We start from the raw sequence: 20,842 nt of genomic DNA, 5'->3' as shown, positions 1-20,842 counted from the left end.
CGCGGGTGAAATGTACGGTTCCCGAACATATGGAGGCAGGTGGTGGACCACAAGGTTTCCGGCTCCCACGTTGCGCGGGCCCGCGGGCCCTCGGCTCCCACGGCCTCCCACGGAGATCAGCCCTCGGCGACGGCCCATCCGCGTGGACCGACCACGACGCCCGGCGCGTGCCACTCGTCGTCCGTGAGGTTCAGGCCGACGACCAGACGCGACGACCCGTCGCTCACCTCGTAGCAGAACCGCTCGTTCTCGAGCTCGACCGTGCGCGTCGTCGCGCGGTGCAGCCACGGGTGGCGACGACGCAGCGCGACGAGGTCGCGGTGCAGGTCGAGCGCCCATCCGCCGTCGTGCACGTCGTCGGGCGCCGCGGGCATGCGCGGGCGGACCGCGTCGTCGCCGCCCTCGCGCTCCTCCTTCACGCCGTGCAGCGCGAGCTCGTCGCCGTAGTAGACCGCGGGCGTGCCGCCCACGGTCATGAGGACCGCGAGCGCGTGCCCCAGCCATTCGTCGCCCACCTGCGACGCGATGCGCGTCACGTCGTGGTTGCCCACGAACGTCCACGGCGCGAACCGTTCGACGAACCCGTCGTGCCGGTCGAGCGCCCACGCGAGCTCCCACCAGTTCCGCGTGCGGATCGCGGACCAGATGGCCTTCCACAGCTCGTACTGGGTCACGGAGTCCGCGTGCGACTCCTCGACGAACGCGACGTAGTCGCCGTGGATCACCTCGCCGACGACGTACGCGTCGGGGTGCCGCGCGCGCACGCGGTCGAGCACGGGCGCCCAGAAGCCGGTCGGCACGGCGTAGGCGGCGTCGAGCCGCCAGCCATCGGCCCCCGCGGCGAGCCAGTGGGACATGACGTCGACCACCAGGTCCGCGACCTGGGGCGAGGAGTGGTCGAGCGTCGCGAGGTGGCGGTGGCCCTCGAAGCAGTCCCACGTGGGGCGGTCCTGGGCGTCGATGTCGTGGACGTCGTGGTGGATGCGGAACAGGGCGTTCTCCGGTGCGTCGCGGTCCGCGAGCGCTGCCTGGAACAGCGGGTGGTCGGTGCCGACGTGGTTGAACACGCCGTCGAGCAGCACGCGCAGCCCGCGCGCGTGCGCCTCGTCGCACAGGTGGCGCAGGTCGTCGTCGTCCCCCAGGCGCGGGTCGACCGAGAAGAAGTCGGTCGTGTCGTACCCGTGCGTCGACGACGAGAACACCGGGCCGAGCTGGATCCCGGAGCACCCGAGCCGCACCGCGTGGTCGAGCCACGCGACGACGTGCCCGAGCCGGTGCCGCACACCCTCGGCGGCGGCCTCGCCCGCCGCATCGCGCACCGCGCCGTCGGGCGTCGCACCCGTGCTGGGCTTCGTCGGCTCTGCGCCGACGAAGCCCAGGGGGTACACCGCCCACCAGATCGCGTGCTCGCGCCAGCCGCTCATCCCGCCACGCTAGCCAGCATCGGCGGGACCCACAGCGGCGCCCTCGTCGGCGCGCCCGTCGGCCTGCGCGGGCGGGCGGCGCAGCAGCACCGCTCGGCCGACGACGAACACGAGCATCACCATCGCCGACGCGCCGAGCGTGAGCGCGACGCGCTCGACCCCGAGAGTCGCGGAGTCGCCCGAGGCGCTCGTCACCAGGATGACGCTGATGGTGAGCACCGCGGCGTACTGCGCGTACGGCCGCGTCAGGTTGGCGACGACAGACACGACCCCCGCGAGCACGCCGAGCACGACGAGCACCTGCACGCTGGGCACGACGAACGTCAGCACCGCCGCGACCACCGCACCGACGACCGTCCCCGCGGACCGGGCCCACGCCCGCGCACGGGCCCGGGCGTACGTCGGCTGCACCACGACGAACAGCGTGAGCAGCGCCCACCACACGTGCGTCCCGGGGAACCAGCGCATCGCGACGTACGTGCCGACCGCCGAGAGCGGGGCGAGCGCGATGCCGTAGAGCACCGCGGCGCGCCGGTCGACGGGCGCGGCGAGCCGCAGCGGCCGCGGCAGCGCACCGAGCAGCACGCTCGCGACGCCGCACGCCCACAGCCCGCCGAGCGCCATGGCCGCACCCGCGACGCCGAACCGCACGGGGTCGTGCACACCACTCGTCGTGACCGGGAGGTGCTCGAGCGCCGGTGGCGCGACGAGCGCGAGCGCGAGCTGCGTCGCGGCGAGCGGACCCGCACCGGGGTCGCCGCGGTGGGCAGCCCACGCGACGGCGCACGCGACCACGAGCATCGTCGCGGCACCCGCGAGCGGCCAGGGGCTCAGCACCACCCCGAGCGCGACGAGCGCGCCCGTGACGAGCGACGCGACCACGCCGTCGCGCGTGCTGCGGGTCCACGCGAGCAGCCCGGGCGCGACGCCGAGGACGAGCAGGAACGCGCCCGGGTACCAGGGGGAGAGGGCGACGACCAGGGCGGGCGCGAGCAGCAGGCCGAGCGCGGCGGCGAGCCGGCCGCCGGGGACGAGCGGCCCGGCTGCGTCCGGTGGCGCGGTGGGCGTCGCGGCCGACGACGACGTCGAGTCGCTCATGCCGTCGCCCTCCCGTCGTCGCGCGTCGTCGCCCCTGTCGTCGTCGCCGCTGCTGTCGTCGCCGTCGTCGCCGTCCCTGTCGCGGCCGCCTGTCGTCGTGCCCGCGCCCACTGTCCCACCACGCGTGACGCGGAGGCGCGCCGTCCCGCTAGGTTGGGCGCATGGCTCGCACCGAGGATCCCCGCACCGCACCGCCGATCCGCTGGGGCATCCTCGGCGCCGGCGGCATCGCCGCCGTCTTCGCCGACGGCGTCAACCGCTACACGCGCGCGCAGCTCGTCGCCGTGGGCTCGCGCAACAAGGACCGCGCCGAGCGGTTCGCCACCGCGCACGGCATCCCGACGACGCACACCGGGTACCGCGAGCTCGTCGAGGACCCGCAGGTCGACGCGGTCTACGTCGCGACGCCGCACTCCGAGCACCACGAGCACGCGCTGCTCGCGATCCGCGCCGGCAAGCACGTGCTCGTCGAGAAGGCGTTCACGCGCAACGAGGCCGAGGCGCGCGAGGTGCTGGACGCCGCGCGCGAGGCGGGCGTGTTCGTCATGGAGGCGATGTGGACGCGGTTCCTGCCGCACGTGTCCGCGCTGCACCAGGTGATCGACGCGGGCGAGATCGGCGACATCGTCAACCTCACCGCCGACCACGGGCAGTTCATGGCGTTCGACCCGCGCTCGCGCCTGTACGACCCCGCGCTCGCGGGCGGCGCGCTGCTCGACCTGGGCGTCTACCCGGTGTCGTTCGCGCACGACTTCCTCGGTGTCCCGGACTCGGTGCAGGCCGTCGGCACGCTCACCGAGACGGGCGTCGACGGGCAGATCTCGATGGTGCTGTCGTACGGCGAGCGCACGCAGGCGACGCTGCACACCACGCTGTGGGCCAAGACGCCGACGATCGCGTCGATCTCCGGCACCGAGGGGTTCATCTCGGTGGCGGGCGACTTCTACGGCATCTCGTCGTTCCGCGTGCAGCGGCGCGACGGGCGCACGTGGACCTTCGACCAGCCGGGGCCGAAGGGGCTGCAGTTCCAGGCCGCCGAGGTCGCGCGCCGGGTCGCGGAGGGCGCGACCGAGAGCCCGCGCATGACGTGGCAGGGCACGCTCGACGTGATGCGCACGATGGACCAGGTGCGTGCTCAGGTCGGGGTCGTCTACCCGGGCGAGTGAGCTCTGTCGGTTCGTGCGGCTCGTGCGGCTCCCATGTCAGGGGGCGCCGTTACCCTTGCGGGCGTGACGGCAGGCGGCGTGTTCGTGTCCTTCGAGGGCGGTGACGGGGCGGGCAAGTCCACCCAGGTCGGGCTGCTCGCCGCGTGGCTGCGCGCCCACGGACGTGAGGTCGTCGTGACCCGCGAGCCGGGCGGCACCCCGCTCGGCCAGACGCTGCGGGACGCGGTGCTGCACGGCGAGGACATGGACCCGCGGACGGAGGCCTTGCTGTACGCCGCGGACCGCGCGCACCACGTCGCCTCGCTCGTGCGCCCGGCCCTCGAACGCGGCGCGGTCGTGGTGACGGACCGGTACCTGGACTCGTCGGTCGCGTACCAGGGCAGCGGCCGGGACCTGGGGGCCGACGAGGTGGAGCAGCTCTCGCTGTGGGCCACCGGAGGCCTGCTCCCGGCGCTGACCGTCCTGCTGGACCTCGACCCGGCCGTGGCGCGCACGCGGCTCACGGGGGACCCGGACCGGCTCGAGCGCGCGGGCGACGAGTTCCACCGCCGCACCCGGCAGGCGTTCCTGGACCGTGCCGCGGCCGACGAGGGTCGTTGGCTGGTGCTCGACGCCGCGCGGCCGGCAGACGACCTGGCCGGTGCCGTGCGTGCGCGCGTCGCCTCGCTGATCGGGGTCGCGGCGTGACCGTGTGGGACGAGCTCGTGGGCCAGGAGCCCGCGGTCGCGGTGCTGCGCAACGCGATCGAGGACCCGTCGGCGATGACGCACGCCTGGCTCCTCACCGGCCCGCCCGGGTCGGGCCGCTCGAACGCGGCGCGCGCCTTCGCCGCGGCTCTGCAGTGCGTGCACGGCGGCTGCGGGCACTGCCACGACTGCACGACGACGCTCGGCGGCACCCATCCGGACGTCACGGTGGTCGCGACCGAGGGCGTCGTGATCCGCGCCGAGGTCGCGCGCCCGCTCGTCGAGCTCGCGCAGCGCTCGCCGTCGCAGGGGCGCTGGCGCGTGATCGTCGTCGAGGACGCGGACCGCCTCAACGAGACCAGCGGCAACGCGCTGCTCAAGGCGATCGAGGAGCCGGCGCCGCGCACCGTGTGGATGCTGTGCGCCCCGAGCCCGCAGGACGTGCTCGTGACGCTGCGCTCGCGCTCGCGCTCGGTCGCGCTGCGGGTTCCGCCGGTGGACGCCGTCGTCGCGCTGCTCGTCGGGCGGGACGGGGTGGACCCGGCGGTCGCCGAGACGGCGGCGCGCGCGGCGCAGTCGCACGTCGGCATCGCGCGGCGGCTCGCGCGAGACCCGCAGGCGCGTGCACGGCGTGATGCGGTGCTCGCGGTGGCCTCGCGCATCCGGGGGGTCGGGGACGCGGTGCTCGCCGCCGGGGAGCTCGTCACGACCGCGCAGGCGGACGCGAAGGCCGCGACGGAGGAGCGCGACGCCGGCGAGCGGGCCGCGTTGCTGCGCTCGCTGGGCGCCGAGGGCGCCGCGACCCTGCCGCCGCCCGTGCGCGCGCAGGTCCGCGCGCTCGAGGAGGAGCAGAAGCGGCGGGCGACGCGTGCGCAGCGTGACGTGCTCGACCGCGCGATGGTCGACCTGCTCTCGCTCTACCGGGACGTGCTGGTGGTGCAGCTCGGTGCGGACGTCGGCCTCGTCAACGTGCAGCACGACGCCGCGGTCCAGGACCTCGCGCGCCGCAGCACGCCCGAGCAGACGCTGCGCCGCATGGACGCCGTGGGCGAGGCGCGGACGCGGCTCGCGGGCAACGTCGCACCGCTGCTCGCGGTCGAGGCCATGACGATCGCGCTGCGGCCCCAGGGATGAGCGCCGCACGCCCGGGCCCGATGCGCGCGCGGGCCGTCTACCCTCGTCGGGTGCCCCGCCCTCGCGCCCTCGCCGCCCTGCTCGCGGTCGCCGCCCTGCTGCTCGCGGGCTGCTCCGTCCCCGCCAAGCACCAGTCGTCCCCGACCGCCACGTCCGGCTCGTCGGCCGCACCCAGCGACGTGCCCGCCGCGCTCGCGCCGTTCTACACGCAGACCATCGAGTGGAAGAAGTGCGACGAGGGCCAGTGCGGCACGCTGCGCGTCCCGGTGGACTACGACGACCCGTCGGGCCCGTCGATGCAGCTCGCGGTCGCACGGCACCAGGCGAGCGGCGACCGGATCGGCTCGCTGCTCGTCAACCCCGGCGGCCCGGGCGGCTCGGGCGTGGACTTCGTGCCGCAGCTCGCGGGCCAGGTCACCCCGAAGCTGCTCAAGGCGTACGACATCGTCGGCTTCGACCCGCGCGGCGTGCAGCGCTCGACGCCCGCCGTGAAGTGCGTGGGCGACGCCGCGCTCGACAAGCTGTACGCGTTCGACCCGGACACCAGCACGGACGCCGGGCTGCAGCAGATGATCGACATGACGGCCGACTTCAGCGTGCAGTGCCTGAAGAACACCGGTTCCGGGCTGGGCCACGTCGACACCGTCGCGGCCGCCAAGGACCTCGACGTGCTGCGCGCAGCGGTGGGCGACGACGAGCTGCACTACCTGGGCTTCTCCTACGGGACCAAGCTGGGCGCGACGTACGCGGCGCTGTTCCCGCAGCGGTCCGCGCGCCTCGTGCTCGACGGCGCGCTCGACCCGACGCTGACCTCCGACGAGGTGGACCAGGGCCAGGCCGCCGGCTTCGAGGGCGCGCTGCGCGCGTACGTGAAGGACTGCCAGGGCGGCAGCAAGTGCCCGCTGACGGGTTCGGTCGACGATGGCATGCAGCAGGTCCGTGCGCTGCTGGACCGCGCGCGCGCCAACCCGCTGCCCACCAGCTCCGACCGGCGCCTCACGCAGTCGCTCGCGTTCTCGGGCATCGCCGTCGCGCTGTACTCGAAGAGCTTCTGGCCGACGCTCACGGTCGCGCTGCGTGCCGCGATCGTCTCCGGCAACGGCACGGTGCTGCTCGCGCTGTCCGACGTGTACTACGACCGCGACCAGTCGGGGCACTACACGACCAACGCGATGGAGGCGTTCCGCGCGATCAACTGCCTCGACCAGCGCTCCAGCGACGACTTCGCGACCATGCGCGCCGAGGCGAAGCAGGTCGAGGCGGTCGCGCCCACGGTCGGCCAGTTCTTCTCCTACGGCGGGACCTCGTGCGCCGACTGGGCGGTGCCCGAGGTCGGCGGCCTGAAGGACTACTCGGCGCAGGGCGCGCCGCCGATCCTCGTCGTCGGCACCACGAACGACCCGGCGACCCCGTACGCGTGGGCGCAGAGCCTGGCGACGACGCTCTCGTCGGGCGTCCTGCTCACCTACCAGGGCGAGGGGCACACCGCGTACCGCAAGGACAACACGTGCATCGCGAAGGTGGTCGACGCGTTCCTCGTCGACGGCACGGTGCCAGCGGACGGCACGCGCTGCTGATCGCCGCGTCGGCGGGACCCGCTTTGGAACCTGCGCGCCTCAGCAGGTACAGTGGGCGCGCTCGCCGGGTCGCACGCGTCCGGCGATGCCGCCTTAGCTCAGTCGGCAGAGCGTCTCACTCGTAATGAGAAGGTCAAGAGTTCGATTCTCTTAGGCGGCTCAGACAGCACCCAGAGGCCCCTTCGGGGGCCTTTGGCGTTTCTCAGGGGCCGGTCGCCTAGCCTGGGCGTGTGACCTCCCCACCCCGACGAGCGCAGCCCTGACGTGCCGTCCTACCGGGTGTCCGCCGACGTCGGGCTGCTCCAGCCGGGCACGCAGCCGCAGGACGTGCTCCCCGCGGCGGTGGACGTCGCGCGCGAGGGGGCGACGGTCGAGGCGTTCGACGTCGCGGTGGTCCGCGGGCGCGCACGTGTCACGGTGCGCTACGAGTGCGCCGACGACCTCACCGCGCGTCGGGTCGGCTGGGAGGTGCTCGCGCGGCTCGACGAGCTGGCGGACATCAGCGGGCGATCCGTGACCCGGCGCTGGGGCAACCGCTGGCACCCCGTGCGCGTCTGACTGCGCGTCCGAGCGTGCGTCCGAGCGTGCGTCTGCGCCTGCTCGGGGCCCGTCAGAGCAGCGCCGGGCCTTGGCCGACGATCACGAGCTCGCCCACGGGTCCGTGCTCGAACCGGTGCGCCACGACGAGCGTCGCGGCACCCCGGTCACCGGCCTCCACGACGACCGCCGGGTCGCCGGTCTCGGTCAGACGGCCCTGCTCGTCGACGCGTGCGACCCATGCCACCGCGGCTCGCTCGCGAGCGAGGCGGGCCGCGTGGCGCGTCGCCGTCGCGTCGGTCGCGGCGCGCAGCGGCATGGGGGCGTCGGCCGCGACGAGGTGCAGCGTGGCCGGGTCGGCGGCGGCGGTGGCGAGCGCGAGCGCTCGGTCGAGGACCTCGAGCGCGAGCATCTGGACCGCGACCGACGGTGGCTCGGGGAGGTCGCCCGGCAGGTGCGGGCGCGGCACCCGGGCAGCGCGGCGCGAGGTCGGGGCTGCGGCAGGCCGGGCGGCGCCGACCGGAGGCGCGCCCGGTGTGGCGGGTGACTGCGTGATGGGTGACTGCGCTGCGGGTGACTGCGTGGCGGCTGACTGTGCTGCGGCTGACTGCGTGCCGGATGACGGTGTGACAGGTGACGGTGCTGCAGCCGACTGCACGGTGCCGGACTGCACAGTGCCGGACTGCACAGTGCCGGACTGCGCTGCAGCCGACTGCGCTGCAGCGGACTGCACAGTGGCGGACTGCACGGCGCCCGACTGCACGGTGGGCGCCGCGGCGGCGGGTGACCAGCCGGCGGTTGACGAGGCTGAACGCGCCGGGGTGGCCGGCGAGGGTGCCGCCCCACCGCGGTGAGGCAGGGGAGCGCTCGAGGCGGCGACCGGCGGTGGCGTGCTCGCGGTCGCGCCGAGGTGCTGCGCAGCGGCGGCGACGTAGTCCACGACCCACGCGACCGCACCGGCCTCCCAGCGGGAGCGCACGTCGTCGAGCGGCACGACGGCCGCGGCGTCGTCAGCCCCCAGCAGCGCGGGTGCGGGACGGGGGCCCGCGGTCCGCAGCACCCAGCGCGCGCCCGGCGCGAGCGCGAGCACCAGGTCGCCGAGGCCGACCCCGAGCGCGGCCAGCATCGCCTCGGGCAGCTCGGCGGTGCGCGCCGAGGCCCACCGCGCGCGGGTCTGGTCGAGCAGCGCGGACAGGGAGGACGCGTCGGTCACGTCGGCGCCGCTGCCGCGCAGGAACGCGCGCATGCGGTCGAGGTGGGCGGCCTCCGCGGGCGTCAGCGGACGCATCCCGACGGCGATCGGCCCAGGCACCATGAGGGTCGGATCGGCGTCCGGATCGGGCGCCTTGAGGGGCGCGGACGCGGACCACCCGTCTGCCCCGGAGCCGCTGGTCCGGGCGGGGGCGCTCACGCGGTCGACGGCCGGACGGCGGCCGCGGTGGAGGGGATGGTCGCGGCTGCGACGAGACCGCCGGCCGCGAGCAGGCCCGCGCACACGAGCATCGCGGTGTGGTGCGCCGGCTGCAGCGTGGTGGCGTCGGTGAGCGATGACCCGACGCCCGCGGCGAGCGGCAGCACCGCCACGGCGAGCAGCCCGGCGATGCGCGCGACCGCGTTGTTGACCCCGCTCGCGACGCCGGCCAGCCGGTCGGGCGCGGCGGCCAGGGCGGTCGTCGTCAGCGGCGCGACCGTGAGCGACAGCCCCAGGCCGAACACGACGACGCCCGGCAGCACGTGCGTGAGGTACGGCGCGTGCGGCCCGATCGACGCGAGGACCACCGCACCGGCCGCACACACCAGCGGCCCGATCGTCATGGGCCACCGCGGCCCGATCCGCGCCCCGAGCACGCCCGCGCGCGGCGACAGCAGCCACATCAGGATCGTCACCGGCAGGGGAGCGAGCCCCGATGCGAGAGGCGAGTAGCCCGCGACCACCTGCAGGGTCACGACGAGGAAGAAGAACACGCCCGAGAGCGCGGCGTACACCAGCAGCGTGGCCGCGTTGACGCCCGCGAACGGTCGCCACCGGAACAGCGCGGGCGGGAGCAGCGGTGCCGGGTGGTGCGCCTCGACGACGACGAACGCGACGAGGGCGACGACCCCGAGGGCGAGCGTCGCGAGCACGGACGCGTCGGCGTGCGACGCGCCGGTCCATGCCGTGAACCCGTAGGTCAGCCCCGCGAGCCCGACCGCGCCGAGCATGGTCCCCGCGACGTCGAGCCGGTGCGCGGCCTGCGGGTCCGCGGACTCGGGCACGTGCCGCAGCGCGACGAGCACCACGACCGCCGCGAGCGGCACGTTGATCGCGAAGATCCACCGCCACGAGGCCGCCTGCACGATCCACCCGCCGAGGAACGGCGCGAGCGCACCCGCGACGCCGGACATCCCCGACCACGCCCCGATCGCCCGCCCACGGTCCTCGCCGACGAACGTCGACTGGATGATCGCGAGCGACCCGGGCGTCAGCAGCGCCCCGCCGACACCCTGCAGCACGCGCGCAGCCACCAGCACGCCGACCGTCGGTGCGAGCGCGCAGACCACCGACGCGACGGTGAACCACACGACGCCCACGAGGAACACGCGCCGCCGCCCGAACCGGTCCCCGAGCGATCCGCCGAGCAGCAGGAACGCGGCCAGCGTCAGGCCGTACCCGTTGACGGTCCACTGCAGCGCGGTGGTCCCGGCGTGGAGGTCGTCGGCGATCCGGGGCAGCGCGATCGTGACGACGGTCGCGTCGATGAACGCCATCGCCGACCCGAGCACGGTCGCGAGCAGCACCCACCGCCCGCGCGCGGAGGAGTAGGCGGGCGGGTCCGTCGCGGGGACCTCAGCGCTCGCGGTCACGATCCTTGCTCGGTTGCACGCGCTTGGGCTCGCCGGGCATCTTCGGGTACTCCGGCGGGTAGGGGAGGTCGCCGTGGCCCTCGTCGTGCTCCTGCCGGTCGGCGAGCTCGAGCAGCGACTCGATCGAGCCGCGCGGGCTCGCGTGCGCCGCGAGCGGTGCGAACAGGTCGCCCACCTGCGCGAACCGCGCCGGCATCGTCAGGACGTCGAAGTCGTCCGGGTGCACGTCGGGCACCTCGTCCCACGTGAGCGGTGCGGAGACGGTGCCGCGGGGGTTGGCGCGGATCGAGTACGCGGAGGCGATCGTGCGGTCCCGCGCCATCTGGTTGTAGTCGACGAAGATCTTCGAGCCCCGCTCCTCCTTCCACCACTTCATGGTGACCTCGTCGGGCATCCGGCTCTCGAGCTCGCGACCGAACGCGATGGTGGCTCGCCTCGCCTCGACGAACGACCACCGAGGTTCGATCGGCACGAACACGTGGATCCCGCGGCCGCCCGACGTCTTGGGGTACCCCACCAGGCCGTGCTCCTCGAGCAGCTCCCGCACGCGCGGTGCGATGCGCGCAGCGTCGGAGAAGTCGGTGCCGGGCTGGGGGTCGAGGTCGATGCGGAGCTGGTCCGGGCTGTCGACGTCGTCGGCCGTGACGGGCCACGGGTGGAACGTGAGCGTGCCGAGGTTGGCGGCCCACGCGACGACCGCGAGCTCCGAGGGCGCGACCTCGTCCGCGGTCCGGCCGCTCGGGAACGCGATGCGCGCGGTGCGCACGTAGTCCGGCGCACCCGCGGGCACGCGCTTCTGGTAGAACGCGTCGCCCGACGAGTCCGTGCGGGTCGCCAGCCTCGCTCCCTCGAACACGCCCTTGGGCCAGCGCTCGAGCGTCGTCGGCCGGTCCAGCAGCGCGGCGAGGATCCCGTCGCCGACGGACACGAAGTACTCCACCACCTGGAGCTTGGTGATCCCGCGGTCGGCGAAGTACGGCTTGTCCGGGCTGCTCACGCGCACGGTGCGGCCGCGGACGTCCAGCTCTGTCGCAGGTGGTCGCGCGGCGCTCGTCGACGGCATGCCGCCCACCGTAGGCCGCACCACTGACACCCGCGACGTCACCCGCGACGCCGCCAGCGATACCACCCGTCCGCCCAGCGTGCCCGTCCGGCGGAACCCGGCCGCTTCGGGCACGCTGGTCGGGTGGGCGAGGTCAGGGATCTGCGCAGCGCGCCGAGCATCCGGCGCGCCGCCGCATCGGGTGCGTCGGTGGACGACGAGCTCGTCGTGCGTGCCGAGCCGCACGCGCCGCGCGCCGCGCGCCACTGGGTCATGCGGACCATCGCCGGGCACGGCGTCACGGGCATGGCGAACCAGGTGGTGGAGCTGCTGACCGCCGAGCTCGTGTCCAACGCGGTGGTCCACGGGCCCACGGGCGAGGAGGTGCGCGTGGGGCTGCGCGTCACCGGGCCGGTCGTGCGCGTCGAGGTCTCGGACCACGGCGGCGGGACGCCGCGCGTGCGGCACCCCGAGCCCACGGCGCCGAGCGGGCGCGGGCTCGCGCTCGTCGAGGCCCTCGCGACCGACTGGGGGACGATGGGCGTCGACGGCTCGACGACCGTGTGGTTCGAGGTCGACGGGGACGCCTGAGCGGGCGCGCGACGCGCGCGGCGCGGATGCCCCGGCGGGGCACCGAGCCGTCCCCGAACGGTCTGCGGGCCGTGCGCGAGCCGTACCCGAACAGTCCTCGAGCCGTGCCCGAACAGTCCTCGAGCCGTACCCGAGCGGCTCCGTGCCGACCGGCCCGCACGGCTCCGGCGTGGACAAACGCCCTGATTCGCGTAGTTTCGCACTCGTGGGCACCGTCGTACGGGTGCCCGGTGAGCGAGGAGCGACGCGATGGCTGACGTGGACGAGGCCGTGAGGACGGACGGGCCCGGCGTGCGGCTGCCCGAGATCGAGGCGGAGGTGCGCGAGGACGGCACCGGCCGGCTCACGGTCGACGGCCGGGTCGAGCAGATCCGCCGCGACACCCTGGCCGAGGCGGGCGCGGCCATCACCACGCGGATCGCGGAGCTCGCGGACGAGGTCGGCAGCGCGCTCCCCGTGAGCGTCCGGGACCCCGAGGGCGTGTGGTCGCTCCTCATCCACCCGGACGGGACGGTCGACGAGGCACCCACCGACGACGCCTCGGATGAGCCCGCCGCGTCCGTCGGCGAGCCGGCACCGGCAGCGAACGCCGCGCCAGACCCCTCGGGCGAGGGTGCTGCGGGCCAGGGTGCTGCGGGATCGGCGACGGCCCCGACGACGACCGGGTCCGGCGGCCACGAGCTCCCGGCGCCCGGTGCCCCGCCGAGTGCTCCCGCGAGCTCGGGTTCGAGCGCCCCGTCGAGCCCGTCGTCGGGGGGACCCGCCGACGCACCGGGCGACGCACGCGCGAACACCCCGGGGGCGTCGTCGGCCTCGTCGTCCGCCCCGACCTCGACCCCGTCGTCGGCCCCCTCGCAGCCGACCGCCCCGAGCCCCACGACCCGCGCCGCCTCGACCCCGCTCCCCACGCTCGACGACCTGCTCGCGGCGCGGCACCCGGTCTCCCCGGGGCCGGCGGAGCACGGCTGGCGGGTCGGGATGCGGCGCGTCACCGGCGGGCTCGTCTCGCCCGGTCCCGGCCGCGCGGAGCAGCGCCGGCGCGTGCAGCAGTCCGCGGTCCGGCGAGGGTTCGACGGGCCGAAGACGATCGTCGTCGTCAACCCCAAGGGCGGCGCGCACAAGACCACCGCGACGCTCATGCTCGCCGCGACGTTCGGGCTCGAGCGCGGCGGGTACACGCTCGCGTGGGACAACAACGAGACGCGCGGGACGCTCGGCTGGCGCTCGGCGCACGCGGGCCACACGCAGACCGCGGTGGACCTGCTGCGCTCGCTGCCCACGCTCGGCGACTCCGACCAGGTGCGCGTGGGCGACCTCGACGCGTACGTGCGCACGCAGTCCGCGCAGCAGTTCGACGTGCTCGCGTCCGACGAGGACTCGGCGTCGGCCGCCAACGTCGACGCGACCGCGTTCCGCTCGCTGCACGACGTGCTCTCGCGGTTCTACCGCGTGCTCGTCGTCGACACCGGCAACAACATGCGCGCCTCCAACTGGCAGGCCGCGGTGGCAGCCGCGGACCAGATCGTCGTCGTCTCGACGATCCGCGAGGACACCGCGCAGTCAGCGGCGTGGGCGCTCGACGCGCTGCGCGCGACCGGGCACGAGGAGGCCGTGCGGCACGCGGTGACGATCCTGTCCGAGCCCGACCGCCGCGTCGACAAGGACCTGCGCAAGCGCCTGCGCTCCCACTTCGGGGCGCTGACCAGGGCGATCGTGGAGGTCCCGCACGACAAGGCGCTGGTCGACGGCGGTCCGCTCGACTACGACGCGCTCTCGTCGGACACACGCGACGCGTGGCTGCGCGCGACCGCGGTGGTCGCGGACGGACTCTGACCCGTCGGAGATCGCCGGGGGTGCAAGATCGGCCCATGACGTGACACATGCACGTCGAGCGGCGCGCCGCTCGCGCGCGGGCGGCTGCCCGGGCGCGGACGGGAGGGGGCAGCGTGAGCGTGGGGACGGCCGAGGGGCAGCGGGTGGGGACGACGAGCGGCGGCAGGGAGGTCGACGGCGTGCCCGCGGCCACCGACCACCCGGCGCCGGAGCGGGACGACGACACCGCGGCGCCCGCGCACCATGGCATCGCGGCGCCCGCGCACGACGACACCGCGGCGCCCGCGCACGACGACACCGCGGCGCCCGCGCACGACGACACCGCGGCGCCCGCGCACCACGGCATCGCGGCGCCCGCGCACGACGACACCGCGGCGCCCGCGCACCGCGACACCGCGGCGCCCGCGCACGACGTCCCCTGGTTCGACGACCTGGTCCGCACGCACGCCACGCCCCTGCACCGCTACCTCGCGCGCCGGGTCGACCGCTCCGACGTCGAGGACCTCGCGGCCGACGTCCTCGCGGTCGCATGGCGTCGCCGCGACGAGGTGCCCGACGGGCACGAGCTCGCGTGGGTCTACCGCACCGCGGGCTTCGTCGTCGCGAACCATCGCCGCAAGCAGCGGCCGGTGCTGGTCGCAGACGTGCCCGACGAGCCGGACGACGACGACCCCGCGCTGCGGGCCGTGCGCGACGACGAGGTCCGTACGGCGCTCGCGGCGCTCTCTCCGCGTGACCGCCAGATCGTGCTGCTGCACGCGTGGGAGGGGCTCACAGGCGAGGCACTCGCCGCGGTTCTGGGGATCACCCGCGGTGGTGCGGACGCCGCTCTGAGCCGGGCGCGCTCGCGGCTCGCGGCCGCGTGGCGGTCCGTCTCCGACTGACCGCCGTGCAAGACGGGGGCCGTCCGGGACACAGGTGGGGTGGAGGACGACACCGACCCCGGAGGGCAGCACCGTGACGAGCACACCGGACGACGAGGCACGCGACACCGCTCGCGACGACGCGCAGCGCGCGCTCGACGCGGTCGCCGCTGCCGACCCGGCCGCGGGGACGTCGCCCGACGTGGAGCGACTGCGCGCCGCGGTCGCGGCCCAGACCGGCGTCACGTGGCCGGCCGCGAGGACCACCTCGTCGGGCGAGTCGCCCGAGCGTGCGGACGCGGCCGCCACCTCGCCTGCCGACGTCCCGGCCGACGCTGGTGAGACCGCCGAGGTCGTGCCGCTCGGGTCCGTCCGCGCACGCCGTCCTGCGCGCTGGCTGCAGGTCGCCGCCGCGGTCGCGGGTGTCGTGGTCGTCGGTGGCGGTGGGTACCTCGTCGGCACCCAGCACGAGGCGACGCCGACGGCCGAGGGCTCGTCCCATCGGGTCGCGCAGAAGGGCGGCGTCGAGATGTTCGACCTGCCGGCGCACGGGGCGCAGGACTCCGGGGCATCCCAGGGGCTCGCGTCGCCCCAGGGCCTGGCGGGGACGTCGGCCTCGAGCGCTTCGGGCTTCGCCTCGTCGGCGATGCTCCGCTACGGGTACGGCCGGACCGTGTTCGCGCAGAAGGGACTGTCCGCGGACGGCGGCTCGGCCCAGGCGTGGTCCTACGACGCGGCCTCGACGTACTCGAAGGACTCCGCGGCGCGGGTCGCGAAGGCGCTCGGTGTGACCGGGACGCCGACCATGAGCTGGGGCTGGACGGTCGGCCCCGACGACGGCTCCGCCGCGACCGTGACGCTCGCACCCGACGGCACGACGTCGCTCAGCTACTACGACCCGACGAAGACGACGGGCGGTTGCGAGTACCGCTCGGCGCCGGACAAGACCAGCGGCGACGCGATCGAGCCGGACCCCGTGGGGACCGCCGAGCCCGGCGGCATCGCGCCGTGCGCGACGCCGTCCGCGGGGGACGCGCCGACGAAGAAGGACGCGGTCGCCACGTCGAAGGACGTGCTCGCGCGCATGGGGGTCGACACCGCGGGGCTCACGTTCGTCGTCGGCGACTCCGGGGACCCCGCCCAGACGTTCGTCACCGCGACGCGCACGGTCGAGGGCCAGGGCGCCGCGGACCAGTGGCAGGTCTCGCTCACGGCCGACGGGATCGTGTCGATGAACGGTCCCCTCGCTCCGCTCGTCACGCTCGGCAGCTACGACGTGGTCAGCCCCGCGGTGGCCGTCGACCGGCTGGGCGACCCGCGGTTCGGGTCGTCCGGCGGGGGCTGGGGCGGCGTGATGCCGTTCGCGGCCGACGCCCAGGGCTCGACTCTCGCGGCGCAGGGGGCCGCCGTCGCCCCGTCGCAGGCTCCGACGACCGCACCCGACCCGCTCGACCCGGGTGCCGCGATCCCGTGGCCCGTCTCCGAGGTCACGATCGACCACGCGACGCTCGTGCTCGGGACGTACACGGCCGACGACGGCGCGGTGGTGCTCGCGCCGACCTACGAGCTCACGGGCACGGACGGCTCGCAGTGGACCGTGATCGCGGTCGTCGACTCCCGGCTCGACCTCACCGCCGGGCGGTAGGGCACCCAGACCCGGGCGAGGGCCCGCGCCGCACTGAGGGGAGCGGCGTGGCCCTCGTCCGCGACATGTCGCGCGGAGCACCCGCGTGGGGGAGACCTGGCGCGGTGCGACCACTAGCGTGAGCAGGGTCGACGCGAGGTCGACGTGAGGTTCGACGCCAGTTCGACGTCGGCTCGACGCCAGGGAGGCTCGTGATGTCCTCAGGTGTGGTGGTCCTGCTCATCGGTCTGCTGCTGTGCTTCTGGGGCATCGGCTCGGTGAACCTCGCGCTCCTCGCGTCCGGGTTCGCCGTCGGCTACCTGGTGGGCGACGCGCTCGGTGCGACCGGGTGGGACCTGTTCTGGATCGCGCTCGGGACGGGGATCGTCGCGTGGCTCGTGGTCTCGCTCGTGTTCAGGTTCGCGACGTTCGTCATCGGGTTGGTGACGGGAGCGGTGATCGGTTCGAAGATCTGGTCGGCGCTCGGGAACGACGCGACGAGCGTGCTGCTGGGCATCGTCCTGGTGCTCGTCGTCGCGTACGCCGCCGCGACCCTGGCCGAGAAGTACCACCGGCGGGCGCTGCTCTGGTTCACCGCGCTCGGCGGCGCGAGCCTGACGATGTCCGGGATCGCCACCGTCTGGCCGTCGCTCGGCCTGCTCGCGCACCCCGACGACGGGTGGCAGCAGCTCGTCATGACCGTCGTGTGGCTCGCGCTGTCCGGAGCCGGGTGGTGGGTGCAGCGGCAGATCTTCCGCAAGCGGTTGGGACTCCCGCCGAAGGAGCCGAAGCAGGCGGCGACCGTGGCGGCCCCCGTTGCGGCACCTGGGGCGACCCCTGAGGTGGCCACGGGTCCGGGGTCTTCGGCCGCGACGAGCCCCGCTGCGTCGCCCGCCCCCGCCGCCGGTCCCTCGACCGGTCCGAGTGCCGCCTCCGCGACCACCCCACCCCCGACCTCCGGGAGCACCGCGTGACCGAGTCGCGCCTGCTGCTCCTCGACACGGCCTCCCTGTACTTCCGCGCGTACTTCGGGGTTCCCGACTCGGTGCGCTCGCCCGACGGGCAGCCCGTCAACGCCGTGCGTGGCCTGCTCGACATGATCGCGCGGCTGGTCGTCGACCGTCGGCCCACACGTCTCGTCGCGTGCTGGGACGACGACTGGCGCCCCGCGTTCCGCGTCGACGCGATCCCCACGTACAAGGCCCATCGCGTCGCGGTCGCCGCGCCCGAGGGCGACGTCGAGGAGGTGCCGGACACGCTGCAGCCGCAGGTGCCGGTGATCGTCGACGTGCTCGCCGCGTTCGGCATCGCACGGCTGGGGGCCCCCGGGTTCGAGGCCGACGACGTCATCGGCACGCTCGTCGCACGTGAGCGCGAGCGCCCGCCCGCCGAGCGCGCCGCGATCGACGTGGTCACGGGGGACCGGGACCTGTTCCAGCTCGTCGACGACGAGGCGCGGGTGCGCGTGCTCTACACGGTGCGCGGCATCAAGGACCTCGAGGTCGTCGACCAGGCGCGCCTCGTCGAGCGCTACTCCGTGCCCACGGGTGCCGCTTACGCGGACATGGCGGCGCTGCGCGGTGACCCGAGCGACGGGCTGCCCGGCGTGCCGGGCATCGGCGAGAAGACGGCCGCGGCGCTCGTGCACCGCTACGGCTCGCTCGCCGGGATCCTCGCGGCGCGCGACGCGCACGACCCGGGCCTGACCGCGACGCAGCTGCGCCGGCTCACGGAGGCCGCGAAGTATCTCGATGTCGCGCCCGGCGTCGTGCGGGTCGCCCCGGACGCGCCGGTGGCACGGGACGACGACGCGCTCCCGGCGACGCCCGCGGATCCCGACGCGCTCGTCGCCCTCAGCGAGCGGTGGGGGCTGACGTCGAGCGTGCGCCGACTGGTCGACGTACTGGCCGACGCGGCCGTCTGAGCGGTGCGGGCCGCGCGCTGCGTGCGAGCGCTGTGCTCCGGTGCGACATCGCGATCCTCGTGGTCGCGGGCGACGACCGCGTCATGCCACGACGATGCGAGGCGCTCTGCCGTCGAGTGCTGCGGTCGGTGGCATCGCTTCGGGGCGCCGTGACGTGAGCTGGTCGTCAGGCGTGCTCGTACACGCCGGACGCGAGCTGGTCGTCAGGCGTGCTCGTACACGCCGGACGCGAGCTGCTTCCAGCCCTCGCCCGTCGGGACCTTGCCGCCCTGCGGCACGAGCTGCACGGCCGGGCCGTCGACGTCCGGCTGCAGCAGGACCACCGCACCGGCGCGCGGCCGCGTGCACGACGTGGCGGGCAGGTCGCCCTTCGGCACCGCGAGCAGGCACAGGCGGCCGTTCGCGGTGGTCGCGGCGTACAGGGTGCCGAGGCTCGACATCGTGAGGAACCGCGTGCTCGTGGAGACGAGCGAGGTGCCGTCGAGCGCCGCCGCGGGCGGCTGGTCGCGCACGTTCTGCGGCTGCGCCAGGAGCGGCTCGAGCTGCTCGGCCGTCACGGTGGCGACGGGGGTCGAGCTGCGGTCCGCGAACAGCCACACCAGCCCGCAGCCGACGAGCACCGCCGCGAGCAGCATGGCGACCGCCGTGATCCAGCCACGATGACGGCGCCCGGTCTCCTCGCTGGGCGAGAAGTCTTCGAACGCCTCCGCCAGGTCGAGGTCCTCGAACGTCGTCATGCATCCGAGTATCGGACGAACCGGCCGCGAACATGAGACCTTGCGCCCCGCGCGTCGTCGGACGAGCACAGCCGAGCCGGTGACGCGCGCGTTCTGCCTGTGGCGAGTGTCGCCGGCCGAGTGGCACCGACGTGCCGAGTGCGGCAACAGGTGAGTGGCATCGACGTGCCGAGTGCGTCGCCGGCCTCAGGCGGCGGCTCCTGATCGTCGTGGCTCATTGACGACTGTGCCGTCGCCGGCGCGCCGGAAGGTGTAGGTCGCTCGGGGCCGCGCGAGCGGCGGCAACCCCTCGGGCGAGCTGAGGCTGCCGACCGCGGCATCGACCTCGTCGATGTTCCCACCTCGCGACGCGCGGGCCGGATCGCGCTGCCCGCCGTGCGAGGTGCCGGGCGTGCCGGACTGCCCGTCCTGCGCCGCGTCGGGCGTGCCGGACTGCCCGTCCTGCGCCGCGTCGGGCGTATCGGGGTTCCCGGCCGGGCGGTCGGGTGGTGTGTCGCTGTTCTCGATGCGTGGTCGTCGTCGGCCGGGCTTCCGTGGGGGCGGTGGTTGGTGTCGTTCGATGGTCAGGTTGTGTTCGTGGACGCGGTGGTGGTGGTAGTCGCAGAGCATCACGGCGTTCTCGAGGGAGGTTTCGCCGTTGTCTCGGTCCCACCAGCGGATGTGGTGGATCTCGGTGAACCGGGCGGGTGTCTCGCACCCGTTCCAGGCGCACCCCTGGTCCCGCACGGTCACGGCCCGCCGGTGCGCCCCGGTGTACACCCGGGCGGTCCTGCCGAGGTCGACGGGCACGTTGTCCGCGGTGATCGCGATGCGGGTGATGTCGCAGTCGCACAACGCCTTGGCCAGCTCCGAGAGCGCCACCGGTGTCCCGTCCTCCAGGGTCGGTGCGGGCACCCCCGCGAGCCCGGCAGCCAGATGCCCCGCAGCCGAGCGGGTGGTGATCAGTTCACCGTCGGCGGTGCGCGGACCGGGCAGGTCGGACAACAGCATGTCCCCGACACCCGCGACCGTGTCGCCTCTGCCCTCGGCGGCGACTGTGTCGCCTCTGCCGCCCGCGGAACCCGTGACGCCACCCATGCCGCCCGTGCCGCCCGCGCGGCCGGTGCCGCCGGTGTTGTCGGTGTTGCGCGCGTGCCCGGTGTCGTTGCTGTCGCGACGGGCGAGATCCGCCGTGGGGCCTGTGTCGTCCTGCGGCCGGCCGCGGCCGTCGGCCTGTCGGGCGTGGTGGATGCGACCGGCCTCTCCGGCCAGGCCGGCACGGTGCAGCTCGACCATCGTCTCGGCGGGCACGATCAACGAGATGTGCGGGCGGTTGCGCACCCCGGACAACCCGCCGGGCTTGCCGGTGCGCGTCGAGCCACCGCTGCCCACACCTGCACCCGCGCCGGCGCTCGTGCCCGTGTCCGTTCCGCCGTCGCCGGTGCCGCACCCGAGTGCGTGGCCGGCGATGGCACCCAACGCGTCGGCGCGGCGTTGCTGCCCGGTGCGTTCATCCCCCTCGACCCGCGGCGAGGCCGCCTCCAACGCCAGGCGTAGCGCGTGCCCGGTGGTGGCGTCCAGGAACCCGGTGACCTTGACCCCGGCGCCGTGACCGGACAGGTTGAAGAACCGGTCCCGCCGGACCTGGTCGTGCTCGTCCTGCACCCGGCCCGGGTCGAAGACCGCCGCGTACTCCAGGATCGTCCTGCGGGTCTGCACCGGTGTCATACCCGTGACCGCCTCAGTGAACCTCGCCTGCGCGACCGGGTCCGCCAACGCCTCC

General features: G+C 74.9%; 18 protein-coding genes and 1 tRNA gene. 12 read left to right on the top strand and 7 right to left on the bottom strand.

Annotated elements, in window-relative coordinates; translation table 11 throughout:
• Positions 1-116: 116 nt before the first annotated feature.
• A complete protein-coding gene (locus tag AW16_RS0112565) occupies positions 117-1,424 on the bottom strand; it encodes an alpha-amylase family protein (protein ID WP_051681919.1) in 1,308 nt (435 codons plus the stop codon).
• 9 nt (positions 1,425-1,433) lie between these two features.
• Positions 1,434-2,522: an FUSC family protein gene (locus tag AW16_RS0112560; RefSeq protein WP_156044167.1), complete on the bottom strand. Its 1,089-nt coding sequence runs from the start codon at positions 2,520-2,522 to the stop codon at positions 1,434-1,436.
• A 161-nt stretch (positions 2,523-2,683) separates the two neighbouring features.
• Between AW16_RS0112560 and AW16_RS0112555 the strand changes: the two genes are divergently transcribed.
• The 6 genes from AW16_RS0112555 to AW16_RS0112530 all read left to right on the top strand — a co-directional run bounded on the left by AW16_RS0112555 (position 2,684) and on the right by AW16_RS0112530 (position 7,643).
• The gene (locus AW16_RS0112555) at positions 2,684-3,688 is read left to right on the top strand and encodes a Gfo/Idh/MocA family protein (protein ID WP_029290875.1); all 1,005 of its coding nucleotides are present in this window, start codon (positions 2,684-2,686) and stop codon (positions 3,686-3,688) included.
• A 33-nt stretch (positions 3,689-3,721) separates the two neighbouring features.
• Entirely contained in the window at positions 3,722-4,375 is a 654-nt protein-coding gene (tmk, locus tag AW16_RS0112550; protein WP_051681918.1) for a dTMP kinase, read from the top strand.
• Positions 4,372-5,508 (top strand): DNA polymerase III subunit delta', encoded by a 1,137-nt coding sequence (locus AW16_RS0112545; protein WP_029290871.1) that lies wholly within the window; start codon positions 4,372-4,374, stop codon positions 5,506-5,508. Before tmk ends, AW16_RS0112545 begins: the two co-directional genes overlap by 4 nt.
• Positions 5,509-5,558: 50 nt before the next feature.
• Positions 5,559-7,085 carry an alpha/beta hydrolase gene (locus tag AW16_RS0112540; protein WP_034649093.1) on the top strand — a complete coding sequence of 509 codons (1,527 nt, stop codon included), beginning with the start codon at positions 5,559-5,561 and terminating at the stop codon, positions 7,083-7,085.
• An 87-nt stretch (positions 7,086-7,172) separates the two neighbouring features.
• Positions 7,173-7,245: transfer RNA gene (locus tag AW16_RS0112535), tRNA-Thr, on the top strand.
• A 104-nt stretch (positions 7,246-7,349) separates the two neighbouring features.
• On the top strand, positions 7,350-7,643 hold the full coding sequence (locus AW16_RS0112530) for a hypothetical protein (RefSeq protein WP_029290867.1): 294 nt from the start codon (positions 7,350-7,352) through the stop codon (positions 7,641-7,643).
• Between the two features lie 52 nt (positions 7,644-7,695).
• Here AW16_RS0112530 and AW16_RS0112525 read toward each other — a convergent pair whose 3' ends face one another.
• The 3 genes from AW16_RS0112525 to ligD are packed head-to-tail and all read right to left on the bottom strand — an operon-like array spanning position 7,696 to position 11,529.
• The gene (locus AW16_RS0112525; protein WP_029290865.1) at positions 7,696-9,033 is read right to left on the bottom strand and encodes a DUF3806 domain-containing protein; all 1,338 of its coding nucleotides are present in this window, start codon (positions 9,031-9,033) and stop codon (positions 7,696-7,698) included.
• Positions 9,030-10,466: an MFS transporter gene (locus tag AW16_RS0112520; RefSeq protein ID WP_029290863.1), complete on the bottom strand. Its 1,437-nt coding sequence runs from the start codon at positions 10,464-10,466 to the stop codon at positions 9,030-9,032. Before AW16_RS0112520 ends, AW16_RS0112525 begins: the two co-directional genes overlap by 4 nt.
• Entirely contained in the window at positions 10,450-11,529 is a 1,080-nt protein-coding gene (gene ligD / locus AW16_RS0112515) for a non-homologous end-joining DNA ligase (protein WP_029290861.1), read from the bottom strand. Before ligD ends, AW16_RS0112520 begins: the two co-directional genes overlap by 17 nt.
• 123 nt (positions 11,530-11,652) lie before the next feature.
• On the opposite strand from ligD, the gene AW16_RS0112510 reads away from it, so the two are divergent.
• The 6 genes from AW16_RS0112510 to AW16_RS0112480 all read left to right on the top strand — a co-directional run bounded on the left by AW16_RS0112510 (position 11,653) and on the right by AW16_RS0112480 (position 18,343).
• Positions 11,653-12,099 carry an ATP-binding protein gene (locus tag AW16_RS0112510; protein WP_081861649.1) on the top strand — a complete coding sequence of 149 codons (447 nt, stop codon included), beginning with the start codon at positions 11,653-11,655 and terminating at the stop codon, positions 12,097-12,099.
• Between the two features lie 249 nt (positions 12,100-12,348).
• Complete coding sequence (locus AW16_RS0112505) at positions 12,349-13,932, top strand: chromosome partitioning protein (protein ID WP_029290857.1); 1,584 nt, start codon at positions 12,349-12,351, stop codon at positions 13,930-13,932.
• A 113-nt stretch (positions 13,933-14,045) separates the two neighbouring features.
• Positions 14,046-14,816 carry an RNA polymerase sigma factor gene (locus tag AW16_RS18175; RefSeq protein ID WP_231496040.1) on the top strand — a complete coding sequence of 257 codons (771 nt, stop codon included), beginning with the start codon at positions 14,046-14,048 and terminating at the stop codon, positions 14,814-14,816.
• A 73-nt stretch (positions 14,817-14,889) separates the two neighbouring features.
• Positions 14,890-16,440, top strand: coding sequence for a hypothetical protein (locus tag AW16_RS0112495; RefSeq protein WP_029290854.1), 1,551 nt, complete (start codon positions 14,890-14,892; stop codon positions 16,438-16,440).
• Between the two features lie 194 nt (positions 16,441-16,634).
• Positions 16,635-17,393 (top strand): DUF4203 domain-containing protein, encoded by a 759-nt coding sequence (locus AW16_RS0112490; protein WP_197021618.1) that lies wholly within the window; start codon positions 16,635-16,637, stop codon positions 17,391-17,393.
• The gene (locus tag AW16_RS0112480; RefSeq protein WP_029290853.1) at positions 17,390-18,343 is read left to right on the top strand and encodes a 5'-3' exonuclease; all 954 of its coding nucleotides are present in this window, start codon (positions 17,390-17,392) and stop codon (positions 18,341-18,343) included. Before AW16_RS0112490 ends, AW16_RS0112480 begins: the two co-directional genes overlap by 4 nt.
• Positions 18,344-18,546: 203 nt before the next feature.
• On the opposite strand, the gene AW16_RS0112475 is transcribed toward AW16_RS0112480, so the two are convergent.
• Entirely contained in the window at positions 18,547-19,080 is a 534-nt protein-coding gene (locus AW16_RS0112475) for a hypothetical protein (protein WP_029290852.1), read from the bottom strand.
• Positions 19,081-19,266: 186 nt separating this feature from the next.
• Positions 19,267-20,842: HNH endonuclease signature motif containing protein (locus tag AW16_RS0112470; protein WP_029290851.1), on the bottom strand; the 1,576-nt coding region annotated here is incomplete at its 5' end.

It is taken from the genome of Cellulomonas sp. HZM (genome assembly GCF_000708885.1).
Lineage (GTDB): Bacteria > Actinomycetota > Actinomycetes > Actinomycetales > Cellulomonadaceae > Cellulomonas.
This window is presented reverse-complemented; position numbering and strand designations above follow the sequence as displayed.